At 56.1% G+C, this 15,407-nt stretch carries 13 protein-coding genes; 7 read left to right on the top strand and 6 right to left on the bottom strand.

The window, feature by feature from the left end; all coding sequences use genetic code 11:
* Positions 1 to 69 precede the first annotated feature (69 nt).
* From hslU to J1C54_RS02945, 5 genes are all read right to left on the bottom strand, one after another.
* The gene (gene hslU, locus J1C54_RS02965) at positions 70 to 1,395 is read right to left on the bottom strand and encodes an ATP-dependent protease ATPase subunit HslU (RefSeq protein ID WP_229144362.1); all 1,326 of its coding nucleotides are present in this window, start codon (positions 1,393 to 1,395) and stop codon (positions 70 to 72) included.
* Positions 1,396 to 1,419: 24 nt separating this feature from the next.
* Positions 1,420 to 1,944 carry an ATP-dependent protease subunit HslV gene (gene hslV / locus J1C54_RS02960; RefSeq protein WP_229144361.1) on the bottom strand — a complete coding sequence of 175 codons (525 nt, stop codon included), beginning with the start codon at positions 1,942 to 1,944 and terminating at the stop codon, positions 1,420 to 1,422.
* 136 nt (positions 1,945 to 2,080) lie between these two features.
* Positions 2,081 to 2,692, bottom strand: coding sequence for an SPOR domain-containing protein (locus J1C54_RS02955; protein WP_229144360.1), 612 nt, complete (start codon positions 2,690 to 2,692; stop codon positions 2,081 to 2,083).
* Positions 2,692 to 4,431, bottom strand: a complete 1,740-nt coding sequence (argS, locus tag J1C54_RS02950; protein WP_229144359.1) for an arginine--tRNA ligase — start codon at positions 4,429 to 4,431, stop codon at positions 2,692 to 2,694. The genes J1C54_RS02955 and argS overlap by 1 nt, the downstream gene beginning before the upstream one ends.
* An 80-nt stretch (positions 4,432 to 4,511) precedes the next feature.
* Positions 4,512 to 6,713, bottom strand: a complete 2,202-nt coding sequence (locus J1C54_RS02945) for a primosomal protein N' (protein WP_229144358.1) — start codon at positions 6,711 to 6,713, stop codon at positions 4,512 to 4,514.
* A gap of 157 nt (positions 6,714 to 6,870) precedes the next feature.
* Here J1C54_RS02945 and rpmE point away from each other — a divergent pair, with 157 nt between their 5' ends.
* Entirely contained in the window at positions 6,871 to 7,092 is a 222-nt protein-coding gene (rpmE, locus tag J1C54_RS02940; RefSeq protein ID WP_229144357.1) for a 50S ribosomal protein L31, read from the top strand.
* A gap of 184 nt (positions 7,093 to 7,276) precedes the next feature.
* The gene (locus J1C54_RS02935; RefSeq protein ID WP_229144356.1) at positions 7,277 to 8,548 is read left to right on the top strand and encodes a malic enzyme-like NAD(P)-binding protein; all 1,272 of its coding nucleotides are present in this window, start codon (positions 7,277 to 7,279) and stop codon (positions 8,546 to 8,548) included.
* 65 nt (positions 8,549 to 8,613) lie between these two features.
* Here J1C54_RS02935 and J1C54_RS02930 read toward each other — a convergent pair whose 3' ends face one another.
* The gene (locus tag J1C54_RS02930; protein ID WP_229144355.1) at positions 8,614 to 11,142 is read right to left on the bottom strand and encodes a penicillin-binding protein 1A; all 2,529 of its coding nucleotides are present in this window, start codon (positions 11,140 to 11,142) and stop codon (positions 8,614 to 8,616) included.
* A gap of 202 nt (positions 11,143 to 11,344) precedes the next feature.
* Here J1C54_RS02930 and J1C54_RS02925 point away from each other — a divergent pair, with 202 nt between their 5' ends.
* The 5 genes from J1C54_RS02925 to J1C54_RS02905 form a co-directional block, all read left to right on the top strand.
* Positions 11,345 to 12,412: a pilus assembly protein PilM gene (locus J1C54_RS02925; RefSeq protein ID WP_229144354.1), complete on the top strand. Its 1,068-nt coding sequence runs from the start codon at positions 11,345 to 11,347 to the stop codon at positions 12,410 to 12,412.
* On the top strand, positions 12,409 to 12,981 hold the full coding sequence (locus J1C54_RS02920; RefSeq protein WP_229144353.1) for a PilN domain-containing protein: 573 nt from the start codon (positions 12,409 to 12,411) through the stop codon (positions 12,979 to 12,981). The genes J1C54_RS02925 and J1C54_RS02920 overlap by 4 nt, the downstream gene beginning before the upstream one ends.
* Positions 12,978 to 13,625 carry a type 4a pilus biogenesis protein PilO gene (locus J1C54_RS02915; protein WP_229144352.1) on the top strand — a complete coding sequence of 216 codons (648 nt, stop codon included), beginning with the start codon at positions 12,978 to 12,980 and terminating at the stop codon, positions 13,623 to 13,625. The genes J1C54_RS02920 and J1C54_RS02915 overlap by 4 nt, the downstream gene beginning before the upstream one ends.
* Positions 13,622 to 14,167, top strand: a complete 546-nt coding sequence (locus J1C54_RS02910; RefSeq protein ID WP_229144351.1) for a pilus assembly protein PilP — start codon at positions 13,622 to 13,624, stop codon at positions 14,165 to 14,167. The genes J1C54_RS02915 and J1C54_RS02910 overlap by 4 nt, the downstream gene beginning before the upstream one ends.
* 20 nt (positions 14,168 to 14,187) lie before the next feature.
* A partial coding sequence (locus J1C54_RS02905) for an AMIN domain-containing protein (protein ID WP_229144350.1) occupies positions 14,188 to 15,407 on the top strand: 1,220 nt, incomplete at its 3' end.

Raw genomic sequence — 15,407 nt, 5'->3', positions numbered from 1 at the left:
ACCTTTTACTTTAGCGCCGAACAGCAGGGAATGCCCGTCATGTTGCCAACGACTGAGGGCTCGCTTTGATTACAGAATATATTTGCTCAGGTCCTCATCCTGGGCCAGCTCAGCCAGATGTCGATCCACCGCCGCAGCGTCCAGCACCAGGGCCTTATCGTGGTACTGCACAGCCAGGTCATCGGCATCGTAACTAATCTCTTCGAGCAGCTTTTCCAGCACCGTGTGTAAACGCCGTGCACCAATATTCTCGACCTTCTCGTTCACCTGCCAGGCAATTTCCGCTAGCCGACGGATACAGTCCGGGGTGAACTCTATTTTCAGGCCTTCGGTGGCCAGTAGCGCTCGGTACTGCTCCGTTAACGAAGCATCCGGTTCCGTAAGAATGCGTTCGAAGTCGTCCGGGGTCAGAGCTTCCAGCTCGACCCTGATGGGCAGACGGCCTTGCAGTTCCGGAATCAGATCGGAAGGCTTGGACATCTGAAAGGCACCAGAAGCAATAAACAGGATGTGATCAGTTTTTACCATGCCATATTTAGTGGTTACGGTGCTGCCTTCAATTAGCGGCAGCAAGTCACGCTGAACACCTTCGCGGCTAACATCAGCGCCCATGGTTTCGCCGCGACGGGCAACCTTATCGATCTCATCGATAAACACGATGCCATGCTGCTCGACCACATCAACGGCACGGGCTTTTAGCTCATCTTCATTAACCCGTCGCGCCGCTTCTTCATCCCGCGCCAGACGGAACGCTTCACGCACTTTGATTTTACGCATCTTGCGCTGGCCGCCACCCATCTTCGAGAACATCTGCTGTAGCTGGCTGGTCATCTCTTCCATGCCTGGGGGGGACATGATTTCCACGCCAATCTTCTGTTCTGCCAGATCAATTTCGATTTCGCGCTCATCCAGCTCGCCTTCGCGCAGCTTCTTGCGAAACAGTTGCCGGGTGGAGGAGTCTGTCGGCTCTCCCCCTCGCGCCGGAGGCAGCAGGGCATCAAGAATGCGATCCTCTGCCGCATCTTCCGCAGCCCGCTGGTGACGCTGCATGGCTTCCTCGCGCAGCATTTTTATGGCCATTTCCATAAGGTCGCGGATAATCGATTCCACATCCCGACCTACATAGCCTACTTCGGTAAACTTGGTTGCCTCGATTTTGATAAAGGGTGCATTGGCGAGCTTGGCCAGTCGTCGGGCGATTTCAGTTTTGCCAACACCGGTGGGGCCAATCATCAGAATATTCTTTGGCATTACCTCGGCGCGTAGTGCCTCAGGTAATTGCATGCGCCGCCAGCGATTACGCAGGGCAATGGCAACGGCTTTCTTTGCCGCTAGTTGGCCGACAATATGACGGTTTAGCTCGCGGACCGTATCGCGGGGGGTCAGTTCAGGCATGAGTGGTCTCGGTTATATGTGTGTTTACCAGGACAGTTCATCAATAGTGTGGCTCTGGTTGGTATAGACGCAGATGTCGCCGGCAATGCTGAGGCTTTTCTCGACAATTTCCCGGGCGCTGAGGTCGGTGTTTTCCAGTAATGCACGGGCAGCAGATTGGGCGTAGGGGCCGCCAGAGCCTATGGCAATCAAATCCATTTCTGGCTCAATCACATCACCATTGCCGGTAATGATCAGTGAATGTTCTTTGTCCGCCACTGCAAGCAGGGCTTCGAGGCGGCGCAGGGCGCGATCGGTGCGCCAGTCTTTTGCCATCTCCACCGCAGCACGGACCAGCTGTCCCTGATGTTTCTCCAGCTGGGACTCAAATCGTTCGAACAGGGTAAAAGCATCTGCCGTGCCGCCTGCAAAGCCGGCAATGACCTTGTTGTGAAACAGTCGGCGCACCTTGCGGGCATTGCCCTTCATTACGGTATTGCCCAGGGAAACCTGGCCGTCACCACCAATAACAACACTGTTGCCACGGCGGACGGAGACGATGGTAGTCACAGGCGGACTCCTTGCGGTGAAGAGGTAAATGGACGCGTCACATGGGACATGGGGACGTGGGCAGGAGTTTCAAGGCTTGCGGTTACATTGTGGCTGTGGGCGTCCCGGCGGGTCGGGCCGCTCCTGTATCAGCCGATCAGTCAGTCTTGGCGCGAATCGCCAGCGTCTCAATTCCCGCAGAAGCCAGCTTGTCCTGCGCCCGGTGGGCCGCGTTGGCGTTATCGAAAGGCCCGACCATTACTCGATACCAGGTATCACCATTATCCATCGACACGGGCTGTACTCGGGCACTCAGGCCATGCAGGATCAGCTCGCCACGGCGGCGGTCGGCATCGTTGTTGCGGCGGAAGCTGCCAGCCTGCAGCAGGTATTGCTCCTGACGGGAGGCCGCTGCCTGGGTGTTTTCGTCGGTGCCAGCGCCGGATTCTGCTTCCTGGTTGCGTCTGGCAGGCGCTGGATCATCTTCGCCCTTGGGAATGATTACCTCCATCTTGGGCAGCACCGCATAGAAGTCAAAGCGGGGACCGGTTTGCTTCGCCTCTGGCTGTTCCGTTGTCGCTACTTCTTTTGTTTGGCCGGTCATGTCTGGCGCATCGGCTCGCATGGTAGCGAGGTGATAAAGGAACATGACAAAGGCGCCACAGACAAGACCGCTAAACGCCCACACCCAGCCGGGCACCTGGCGCTCTGGCTTTCTGTTGCGGCTACGGCTGGGGCTGGCTCCTCGGGATGCAGGTTTGCGTGCCATTACATACGCTCCAGAGTGTTGATGCCCAAAAGGTCTAGACCTTGCTCCAATGTGCGACCGGTCAACGCGGCAAGACACAGCCGACTTTGTTTAACGGAGGCATCATCGGCATTTAATACCGGGCAGTTTTCATAGAAAGAAGAGAACAGCCCGGCAAGCTCATAAAGGTAGCTGCACAGCATGTGCGGCAACCCCTTGTCGACTACCTGATTCAATACTTCCGCAAACTGCACCAGATGATTGCCAAGCGCAATTTCCTGCTCAGCTTGTGGATCAATGGTGCCCTGCAGTTTACCGCTGTCCAAGCCCGCCTTGCGGAAGATGCTGGCGATACGTGTCCAGGCATACATCAGATAGGGAGCGGTGTTGCCGTCGAAGCTAAGCATCTGGTCAAAGTTGAAGATGTAATCGCTCTGTCGGCTTTTCGAAAGATCTGCATACTTTACTGCGCCAATGCCGACCTGGCGGGCGATGTCTTCCAGTGTGGATTGATCCATCTGTGGATTTTTTTCCTTCACCAGGACAAGAGCGCGCTGCTCCGCTTCGTTGAGCAGATCAATAAGTTTTACCGTGCCGCCATCACGTGTTTTGAAAGGTTTTCCGTCCGGGCCGTTCATGGTGCCAAATCCCATATGCACCAGATCGGTATCCATTTTGACAAAGTCCGCTCGCCGTGCCACTTCAAAGACCTGCTGGAAATGGAGTGCTTGGCGCTGATCAACAAAATACAACATACGATTGGCGTCGAATTCCTTTTGTCGATAGCGTAGTGCAGCAAGATCACTGGTGGCATACAGGAACCCGCCATCCTTCTTCTGCACAATTACCGGTAGTGGCTCGCCATCCTTGTTGCGGAACTGATCAAGAAATACGCAGGAGGCGCCATCGCTTTCACTGAGTAAGCCTTTCTGCTTGAGCTGGGCAACAACTTCTGTCAGCAGGGGGTTGTAGGTGCTTTCACCGCGCACATCGTCACGGCTCAGGCTGACGTCAAGACGCTCATAAACTTCAAAGCAATGGTTTAGAGAAATTTCGTTGAAGCGCTTCCATAGGGCCAGACAGTCTGCATCGCCGGATTGCAATTTGACCACTAGAGCGCGGGCACGATTGGCGAAGTCTTCCGATGCATCAAAGCGCTTTTTTGCATCTCGATAAAAAGCTTCCAGGTCTGATAGTTGCTGGCCGGCATCGCCGGGCAACTCTTCAAATAATGCCAGTAACATGCCGAACTGGGTGCCCCAGTCGCCGACATGGTTTTGCCGAACCACACGATGGCCGAGAAATTCAAGCGTGCGCGCTACCGCATCACCAATGATGGTGGAGCGCAAATGGCCAACATGCATTTCCTTGGCCAGATTCGGGCCAGAGTAATCGACCACCACGGTTTGTACTGGGTGGGCTGGGGCAACGCCAAGGCGGCTATCTGCCAGAGCATTGCTAAGTTGGCGGCCGAGCAGATCATCCGCCTGAAAGAAATTGATAAAGCCGGGGCCAGCAATTTCCGTGCGGCTGATGCTGCCATCCGCTGGCAGGTTGTTGATCAATAGCTCTGCCAGTTCACGGGGTTTCTTCTGCGCCGGCTTGGCCAGCATCAGGGCCAGGTTGGTGGCGTAATCGCCGTGGCTGCGGTCTTTGGTGCGATCAACCTGCGGCGTTACGGTGACATCCGCTGGCAGGGTGCCATTGGCTTTCAGTGCGGCTATGGCTTGATCAAGCGACTGGATAATGCGGTCTTTCATTGGTTGTCCGAAACACGGCGGATAATGGCCGGCGATTGTAAGGCAAAGCCGGCAGGTTTTCCTGCCGGCACTTGAGAAGCTTAAAGAAGGTCCACCGGGTCCACATCCAGATGCCAGCGACATTTACGCGCCAGCGGGTGGCTGTCCAGGCGGGCCAGCATCACATCAATGGCGCGGTGCAGTGGTGGCCGGTCCGGGCCAAGCAGTAGCAGCTGGCTGCGAAAGCGACCTTGACGGCGCTCGATGGGCGCCGGAATGGGGCCGAGCAGTTGAACCCCCTCGGGAAGCCCTTCCAGCTGAGCAATGTCACCAAGCAGAGACATGCCCTGATCGATTTTTGCGGCCTCCACACGGATTAATGCCAAATGACCGAACGGGGGCAGGCCTATATCGCGGCGCTCACCCAACAGGGCATCAGCCAGCTTGTTGTAATCGCCAGCCAGTAGTATGTGCAGTAACGGGTGTTCCGGGTGGCGACTTTGAATCAGGACCCGCCCAGCGACCTGCTCCCGACCAGTGCGGCCGGCAACCTGAAGGATGAGCTGCCCGGCGTGTTCAGGGCCACGAAAGTCAGAGCTTAAAAAGCCACCGTCGGCGTCGAGGATCACCGCCAGCGTAAGGTTGGGAAAGTGGTGGCCTTTGGCCAACATCTGGGTGCCCACCAAAATGGCGGGGGCGCCGCTATGGGCCTTTTTCAGGGCCGCATCCAGACTGCCCTTGCGCCGGGTGCTGTCGCGATCGACGCGGATGATGTTGCAATCTGGTAGTCGGGCCTTGAGCAGTTCTTCCAGCTTTTCTGTGCCGGTGCCGGCATCGCCCAGATTGCTTGAGCCACAACCCGGGCAGTGCCGGGGGATGCGTTGCTGGGCGCCACAGTGGTGACAGATCAGCCGGTTGTCGCTCTTGTGCCAGGTCATGTGCACGCTGCAGTGGCGACACTCGGCCTCCCAGCCGCAGTCGTGGCAATGGATCAATGGTGAGTAGCCGCGGCGGTTCAGGAATACCAGCGCCTGCTGTTTTTTGTTCAGGGTTTCTTCAATGGCCTTCAGGCTGTTAGGGCTAATGGGCTGCCGTCCTGGCAGGCTGCGACAGTCCTCCAGTAGCAGCGTTGGTGGCACGGCGTTGCCCGCTCGCTCGCTGAGCTTCAGATGGCGGTAGCGACCTGCTCTGGCAAGCTGCAGGGTTTCCAGTGCCGGTGTGGCACTACCCAGAACCACCGGGATGTCCAGCAGTCGGGCGCGCCACACAGCAAGGTCGCGGGCCGAGTAGCGCAGGCCGTCCTGTTGTTTCAGTGAGCCATCGTGGGCCTCGTCGACGATGATCATGCCAGGCTGCAGTAGCGGGGTAAAAATGGCCGAGCGGGTGCCCAGAATAATGCCCGCTTCACCCCGGCGGGCGCGCAGCCAGCCATGCAAACGCTCGCGGTCGGTCAGGCCAGAGTGCAGGCTGATTACAGGTACGTTGAAGCGCTTTTCAAAGCGCCGCACGGTCTGTGGAGTCAGGCCGATCTCCGGCACCAGCACCAGAATCTGCTTTTTTTCCGCCAGTAGCGGCGCCATGGCCTGTAGATAGACTTCGGTTTTACCGCTGCCGGTGATGCCATCCAGCAAAAACGGGGTAAAGCCCTTGGATCCCTGAATCGCCTTGATGGCAGCCAGCTGTTCGGTGCCTGGCGTGGGCGGTACTTCGGCCATCAGGCTGCGTGGGGCCGGTGCCTTGGATTCGACTTCGCGGAGTACCACCCAGCCCTTTTTTTCCAGAGACGTCAGAGCGGTACGCTGGATGTCCAGACCGGCAAGCATGTCAGCGGGCAGCCCGGCGGGGTGTTGCTGCAGTAGCTCCAGTGCCTGCTGCTGTCGCGGTGCCCGGTTTAGCGCCGAAGGCTCGGCAAAGCGACCCTGGGCGGTAAGCTGCCACTCCAATCGGCCGGGTAATAGAGCTTCGTTACCCTGACGTAGCAGCACAGGCAGCATGGTGGCGACAACATCGCCTATGGGGTGGTGGTAGTAGCTGGCGGCATGGTCACACAGCGCCATCAGGTCCTCATCAAGCAGCGGTTGCTGGTCGATGACCCGGCGGATGGGCTTAAGTTTGCTGCTCTCTACTTCGCTTTGCTGATGACCCCAGACCACGCCAATCAGCATCCGATTGCCGAAGGGCACCTCGCAGCGGCAGCCGGGTGCCGGCAGCTCCCCACTTCTGCCGGGCAGATAGTCAAACAGCTGCCGCAACGGCGCCGGTACGGCAACCTTTAGCACCAGAGTGGATGGGGAAGGGGGCATCAATGGCTCTCGGCAACAGATAAAGGCAGGATTGTCGCCTGCCCTGCTTGCGTCGCCAAGACAAGCTGGTATGATTCGCGCTCAAATTTGCCCGGCGCAAGCCGATAGTGTGGTGCCCGAAAACGGTTTCGGGTAGCGACACGCCAGGAGTCGAGTCATGAAAGCAGATATCCATCCCGAATACAAAGACGTCACCATTACCTGCTCTTGCGGCAATGTCATCAAGACCCGCTCGACCCGCGGTGATGATTTTCTGGTTGACGTTTGTTCAGCTTGCCACCCGTTCTATACCGGCAGCCAGAAGGTTTCCGATACCGGTGGCCAGATCGACAAGTTCAAGCAGCGTTTCGGCGCTATCGGGTCACGCAAGAAGTCCTGATCTGGTTAGGTCTGGTGACTCAAGCGAAAAGCACCCGCAGGGTGCTTTTTGCGTTTAATCGGGCCCCAGAAACAGTCTGTATAGCATGGCCGGCATTGGTGCCGGTGTTTTCCGGCAGACAGCCGGGCAGCCAAGGCTCCGGCCAAGGTTTGGGCGGATCAAGCAGGTCTAAGAGAGGCAAGTCATGTCTGATGAATTGAAACAGGCGGCACTGGAATATCACGCTAAACCCCGTCCGGGGAAAATCAGCGTGGAAGTGACCAAGCCGGCCGCCACCATGCGTGACCTGTCTCTTGCCTATAGCCCAGGTGTTGCCGAGCCGGTACGGGAAATTGCTCGCGAGCCGGAGCTGGCTTATCGCTACACCTCGAAAGGTAATCTGGTGGCAGTGATAAGTGATGGCACCGCTATTCTTGGTTTGGGCGATCTTGGTGCCCTGGCCTCCAAACCGGTGATGGAAGGTAAAGGCATTCTGTTCAAGCTGTTTGCCGGAATCGACGTATTCGATATTGAAATGGAGGCCGAGTCTACGCAGGCCTTTATTGATACGGTGGTGCGCATTCACAAAACCTTTGGCGGCATTAACCTTGAAGATATCAAGGCGCCGGAGTGTTTCGAAATCGAGCGTACTCTGAAAGAGCGGTGCAGCATCCCGGTATTCCATGACGATCAGCACGGCACTGCAATTGTGGTTGCAGCAGGCCTCGTCAATGCTTTGCGCATTCAGCAGAAAAAGATTGAAGATATTCGCGTGGTTTGTGTCGGGGCTGGTGCCGCCGGCGTGGCGTCGATCAAGCTGCTCATAGAGATGGGCGCGCGTAAGGAAAATATTCTGGTACTGGATCGCAAGGGTGTAATTCATTCTCGCCGCAACGATCTTACCCAGTTCAAGGCCGCGTTTGCCAATGACACTGACAAGCGCACCCTGGATGATGCAATTGATGGCGCGGATGTGTTTATTGGTGTGTCTGGCGCCGATATGCTGACGCAGGATATGGTGCTGAAAATGGCGCCGAAGCCGATCATTTTTGCGCTGGCTAATCCGGACCCGGAAATTCGCCCCGAGTTGGCCCGCGCCGTTCGCCCGGATGCGATTATTGCTACCGGTCGCTCCGACTATCCTAATCAGGTTAACAATGTACTGGGCTTCCCCTATATCTTCCGCGGCGCGCTGGATGTACGAGCCCGGGCTATCAATGAAGAGATGAAAATTGCTGCAGTGCATGCCATTGCTGCGCTGGTTCACGAACCGGTTCCGCAGGTGGTGCTGGATGCATATGGTGGTGAAGGCTTGTCGTTTGGCCCGGAGTACATTATTCCCAAGCCTACCGATCCGCGTCTGCTTGGTATTGTATCTGCAGCTGTTGCGAGAGCGGCGGTTGACTCAGGTGTGGCCGGTAAAGGTTATCCAGCCCACTACCCGTTAAGCACAGTAGATGATGTCTTTCCTCAGTAATATTCGAGAGAAATAAAAAAGGCCGGTTATCCGGCCTTTTTTATTTCTCTCGTCTGGCAATCGTCTCAGAACAGATGCTCAGGTTCATCTTGTACATCGTCGTGGATGGACTCAGATGGGCTGTTGCTATCCTGCTCGGGCACTGTGCCTTCAATAAAGTATTCAAAGATGGCGTCTGCGTCGCCGGGGCGAGCCAGTTTTCCGCTCGATGTATTGATTCGAGCGGTGACAATGCCAGCGGGCTGAGGTAATTGTTGCTCCTCTACGCCCTGCAGTGCATTGGTCATGTACTCCATCCAGATTGGCAGTGCGGCTCTGCCACCATACTCGCCGCGGCCAAGGGATGTTGGTTCATCAAAGCCTACCCAGACGGCGGCCACCAGTGCAGGAGAGTAGCCGACGAACCAGGCATCAACCTGATCGTTGGTGGTGCCGGTTTTGCCGGCAAGATCGCGCCGGCCCAGCTGACTTACCCGGTAGGCGGTGCCACGGCGCACCACGTCTTTAAGCATGGAGTCCATCAGCCATACATAGCGTGCGTCCACCGCGCGCTGAACTTCGATGGGTTCGGGAGTCGGCAATACACTTTGCTCGCTGACCACTTCTTTGGGATTCGCGATGGGCAGCTCTGGCTCTACTGTATCTGCTACCTCTGTCTGCTCCGCTGATTCTGTTGGGCACTCCGGGTCGCACAGCACTATCTCGGGGGCGAGCCACAGGGTGTTGTTCTGGTTATCGTCGATGCGCTGCATGAACCAGGGCTCAACGCGGAAGCCGCCATTGGCGAACACGCTGTACCCGGTTGCCATTTCCATGGGCGTCAATGCGGCACTGCCAAGTGCCAGAGAGAGATCGCGCTGGAATCGCTCGGTGGGCAGGCCAAACTCCTTCAGCGTAGCCACCGTGTTACTGATGCCGGTTTGTTGCAGCAGGCGAATCGATACCAGATTGAGAGAGCGGTACAGCGCCTCACGAAGACGGGTCGGACCATAGAAGCGGCTGCTTGCGCCGGTGGGGCGCCATGCTGTCTCTAGCGCCGAGTCTTCAAAAACGATTGGCGCGTCATTGATTAGCGAGGCAGGGGTCAGGCCTTTGCTCAGTCCGGCTGTATAGATAAACGGCTTGAGCGCGGAGCCTGCTTGACGCTGTCCTTGAAGGGCGCGGTTGAAATTTGACTGGTTGAAGCTGAAGCCACCAGCCAGCGAGCGCACAGCACCAGTTTTTGGGTCCAGCGCTACCAGCGCGCTTTGTGCCGCCGGAATCTGTGCCAGACGCCACTGACTATTGCCTTCAATAATGATTTCTCGCAGCCGCACTACGTCGCCAGCTTTGATGGCATCGGTTGTCCGCGTAAGCTCGGCGCCGACGGTGTCGACGTCAATATAGCGCCGTGCCCACTGAATGTTTTCCCAGCTCAGTGTGACCTGTTGGCCGTTGGCAAGAAGCGCTTTGGCATCTTGCTCTCCGGTGCTAATGATCAGTGCTGGCTGCAGGTCAGCAATGGGGTTAAATGGGCGCAGCAGTGCGGTCCACTGGTGCAGCAATGCGATGGACTCGTCGTTATCGGTAACCAGCTCTGGCTCCGGCAGCGGGTCTAGCTCTCCTATATCAAGGGAGGCTTCTGCGCCGCGCCAGCCATGGCGTTCATCGTATTCGTGCAAGCCAGAACGCAGCGCGTGCACCGCTGCTGCCTGACGCGGCCCTTCCAGTGTGGTGTAAACCCGAAGGCCGCTGGTATAGGCGTTCTCTGCACCGAATCGGGCAACCACTTCGCGGCGCACCATTTCCGCCAGATAGGATGCGTCCAGCTCTGGCGCCGGGCCGTGATAGCGGACGTCCACAGGTGCGGCGCGAGCAATATCCAGTTGCTCTTTATCGATAAAGCCAACTTTGTGCATGCGCCGTAGAATCCAGTTGCGCCGGCTCAAGGCACGGTCTGGATTGGTAATCGGGTTGTAAGCGGACGGCGCCTTGGGTAGGCCAGCGATCATTGCCCACTGGGGCAGATCAAGCTCGCTGATTGATTTGCCGTAATAGACCTGGGCGGCGGCTTCCGCGCCATAGGCGCGGTGGCCAAGGAAAATCTTGTTCATATAGAGCTCGAATATCTGCTCCTTGCTGAGCACCGACTCAATTTCCAGGGAAAGCACTATCTCATTGAATTTACGAAGGAATTTCTGCTCGCGATCAAGAAAGAAGTTGCGCGCTACCTGCATGGTAATGGTTGATCCGCCGGAGCGGATCTCGCGGTAGCGCAGCAGTTCAGCAAAGGCTCGGAGCAGGCCGCGCACGTCCACGCCGCCATGCTCGAAGAAGCGGTCATCCTCCGCTGCCAGTACGGCCTTAACAAACATTGGTGGCAGTTGCTCGTATTTAAGGGGCGTCCTGCGCTTGTCGCCGAACTCGCCAATTAGCAGTCCGTCAGCCGAGTAAACCCGCAGGGGGATTTGGAAAGACACATCGCTCAACTGGCTGGCTGGGGGCAGTTGCGGGGCCAGATATAAGTAGGCGGCATTAAGCACCATGATGGTGCCGGCGACGGAAAGGGTTGCTGCCAACAGTAGCCAGCGCCACCAAGGTCTTCGTAACTGCATGATTTTCAAACCTGAAAAACTGTCATTTTGGGGGGTAGGCCGGAAGCCACCCGTGAAGCCCGTCATTATATGGGGCAAAGCAAGTTGTGATCTAACATCCTTTCTGTTATTAATTATTCCTAAAGTGATTAGACATGAATATCCTGTAAGTGTATATTTCTTCGATAAAAATAGTCCGATAACAACCAGATAGGACATCAACGTGCTGGCCTTGTTCAGGAAAAAGTCCCAGATATATCTGGGAATCGACATCAGCTCTACCGCAGTCAAGCTGCTTGAGCTGTCCAAGTCCGGGGGGCGCTACAGGGTCGAGAGCTACGGTGTCGAGCCGTTGCCGGCCAATGCGGTTCAGGAAAAAAACATCGTTGACGTCGAAGGCGTTGGTGACGCCATCGCTCGTCTGGTCAGTCGCACGCGCCCGGGCTCCAAGATGGCCGCCGTGGCTGTGGCTGGCTCTGCGGTGATTACCAAGATGATTGAGATGGATGCCTCCTACGGTGAGGATGAAATCGAGAATCAGCTGAAGATCGAGGCAGATCAGTATATTCCTTTCCCTCTGGACGAAGTTCGCATGGATTTTGAAATTCTTGGCGAGTCCGAGAGTAATCCAGACAAAGTTGATGTCCTGCTGGCTGCGTCGCGCACCGAAAACGTCGAGATGCGCGAAGACGCTCTTGAAATTGGTGGTTTGCAAGCCAAGGTTGTAGATGTTGAAGCCTACACCATGGAGCGTGCTTTCCAGCTGGTTCTGCCGCAACTGCCTAATGCGGCGGAGTTGGAAACCATCGCGCTGTTTGATATCGGTGCGACTATGACCACGCTCAACGTTTTCCATCAGGGGCGCACTGTATATACCCGCGAGCAGTTGTTTGGCGGTAAGCAGTTAACTGAAGAAATTCAGCGTCGTTATGGCATTTCCATGGAAGAGGCAGGGCTTGCCAAGAAAACCGGTGAGTTGCCGGATGACTACGAGAGCGAAGTTTTGCAGCCCTTCAAGGACGCGATTGTCCAGCAGGTTAACCGTTCGCTGCAGTTCTTCTATGGTTCTACCCAGTTTAATGAAGTTGATTACATCCTTTTGGCCGGTGGTTCGGCATCAATCGCTGGCCTGCCGGAACTGATCCAGGACAAGGTAGGTGCTGCCTGCTCGGTATCCAATCCGTTTACCGACATGGCGCTGTCTAACAAGGTTAGCGCCAGCGCAATCGCCAACGATGCTCCCGCGATGATGATCGCCTGTGGCCTTGCCCTGAGGAGCTTCGACCAATGACAACAATTAACCTTCTCCCCTGGCGTGAGGCGCGCCGTAAGCAGCAGCAGCAGGATTTCATCATCATGCTGGCATTTGCTGCTGTGCTTGGCGCGCTGGTGTTCTTCGGCTGGAAGAGTGTCGTTGATGGCAAGGTTGATAATCAGCGCAACCGCAATGGCTATATTGAGCGGGAGCTTTCCCAGCTGGATCAGCAGATCAAGGAAATCGGTGAGCTTGAGCGTCGTCGTGAAGAGCTGATTTCGAGGATGAACGTTATTCAGGATCTACAGAATAACCGACCCTACATTGTCTACATGTTTGATCAGTTGGTGAGAACTCTGCCAGATGGTGTGTACTACACCAGCATTGAGCGCAAGGGCGATCTCTTCACTATCTCGGGCATTGCAGATTCCAATAACCGTATCTCAGCGTTGATGCGCAATCTGAACGATTCGGCATGGTTTAAGGATCCGGATTTGCGAACCGTCGCTGCTGCAGCTGGCGATGCTCAGGCGAATACCTTTAGCTTGACGGTTAGTCAGGAACTCCCCAGCGCCAATAGCGATAGCCAAGGGGGTGGCAAATGAGCAAAGCCGATAAGAAGGCCTTTGATCCGCAGGAGTTGATGGATGTCCTGCAGAATCTCGATTTTGAGAATGTGGGTGGCTGGCCATTGCCGGTTAAGTTTGGTGCGGCGGTGCTGGTGTTTGTTGCGGTGCTCGCAGCTGGCTACTTCCTGAGTATTGTCGAGCAGAACAGTCAGCTAGAGCGCTACCTGAATGAAGAGACCAACCTCATGCAGCAGTATGAGAAGAAGGCCTTCACAGCGCAGAATCTTGAGCAGTATAAAAGGCAGATGGTGGATATGGAGGAGATGTTTGGCTCGCTACTAAGCCAGCTGCCCAAGGACACCGAAGTGCCTGGTCTGCTTGAAGACATTACCCATACTGGTCTGGGCAGCGGCCTTGAGATTGACCGTATTGAGTTAGGTTCGGTTGTAGAGCGAGAGTTTTATGCCGAGCTTCCTATCAAGATGACGGTGCGCGGAGACTTTCATGGTTTCGGCTCATTTGTTAGCGGTGTAGCTGCGTTGCCGCGGATCGTGACGTTGGATGACTTTTCCATCAAGCCGGTTAGTCAGTCGGCAAACCGCTTTCTTGAGATGTCCATCAGCGCCAAAACGTATCGCTATGCGTCTGGGGCGGCAGCTCCGGCGGGGAGGCGTAAATGATGATCGCGCGCCAAGTCAAAATTGCATTTCGTAGTCTGCTGGCAGTAGTGGCTCTGGCCTCCCTGTCCGCCTGCGGTGGTTCGGGCGATTTCTCCGATCTGCAGGCAAAAATGGCAGAGATCAAGGCGCGGCCCAGAGGTCGCATTGAGCCGCCGCCGGAATTTGCGCCGATTGCCAGTGTGTCTTACTCAGTGCATCAGCTGCGCGGGCCCTTTACTCCGCCTATTGATGATTCTGGAGTGGAGATTCCTCAGGGGCGGCAGGTCGAGCCTGACTTCACTCGCCCGCGGGAATATCTGGAACGCTTTACTCTGGACTCCCTGAAAATGGTGGGTTCGATTTCTCGCCCAGGACAGCCCCTCGAGGTGCTGGTGAAGGACCCGACTGGCACTGTGAATCGGGCCCGGGTCGGCAATCACATGGGCAAAAATTTCGGTCGTATTATTGACGTTTCAGAAACATCGGTTGGCGTACTTGAAATCGTACCCGACGGGCAAGATGGATGGGTCGAACGTGCCCGTACCATCAAGCTAGCTGAATAAACGGAGCTGGGGATAACACCATGACAATCAAAATGGCTAGAACAAAAAAGCACTCAGCTGCTCGCAGAATTTCGCTGATCCTCGGCGCGGCGCTGGTGTCGGTGATTACGACGGTTGCCTCTGCAGCCACTCTGAAAGACATTAGCTACGCGTCTCTACCCGGCAATCGCCTGGAAGTGCGCTTGGCGTTTGATGGCGCTCCGCCGGAGGTAAAGGGTTACAGCATCGAAAAGCCGGCCCGTATTGCCCTCGATTTGTTAGATGCGACCAGTGGTCTGACGACCAAGTATCACAACTTGGGTACTGGCAATGCGCGCAGCATCACGGTCGTAGAGGCCAAGGATCGTACTCGACTGATCGTTAACATGATCCAGTTGCAGGGCTACGAGACGGAAGTGCAGGGTAATGATCTTGTGCTCGTGCTCGGCGTCGACGGCAATGCCGCAGCGCAGACCGCGGCTGCCCCCAGCGATGGCGCAGTGGCTGTGCCAGATGCGGGCTCGCTGGATGTGCGCACTGTGGACTTCCGCCGTGGCAGTCAGGGCGAAGGCCAGATCAATATCAGTCTTTCATCTTCCTCTATTCCGGTAGATGTGCGCGAAGAGGGCGGTCGGATTATTGCCCGATTCGTTGGTGCCAAGCTGCCTACGGATCTGCATCGTCGTCTCGATGTGACTGACTTTGCTACTCCGGTTAAATTCATTGACTCCCGTTACGACGGTCAAAGTACGGTAATGATTGTGGAGGCTGATGGCAGCTGGGAATACCTTGCCTATCAGGCCGACAACATGTTCACCATCAATGTTAAACCGGTGACTCAGGTTGAAGCCTCCAAGCGTAAGAAAGATGCATTCCAGTATTCCGGTGAAAAACTGTCGCTCAGCTTCCAGGATATTGAGGTTCGTTCGGTTCTGCAGCTGGTTGCCGATTTCACCAGTCTCAACCTGGTTGCTTCGGATACTGTTACTGGTCGTATTACCTTGCGCCTGCAGAACGTGCCTTGGGATCAGGCTCTGGATCTGATTCTGAAGACCAAAGGTTTGGATAAGCGTCAGATCGGTAATGTTCTTCTGGTGGCTCCTGCGGATGAAATCGCCGCTCGTGAGCAGCTAGAGCTGGAAAGTCAGAAGAAAATTGAGGCGCTGGCGCCGCTGCGTACCGAGTATGTCCGTGTGAACTATGCCCGCGCTGCAGATCTGGAGAAGCTGATCAAGGCGGAGGGTTCTTTGCTGACTAGCCG

It is taken from the genome of Alcanivorax sp. 1008 (genome assembly GCF_020667895.1).
GTDB lineage: Bacteria > Pseudomonadota > Gammaproteobacteria > Pseudomonadales > Alcanivoracaceae > PGZG01.
This window is presented reverse-complemented; position numbering and strand designations above follow the sequence as displayed.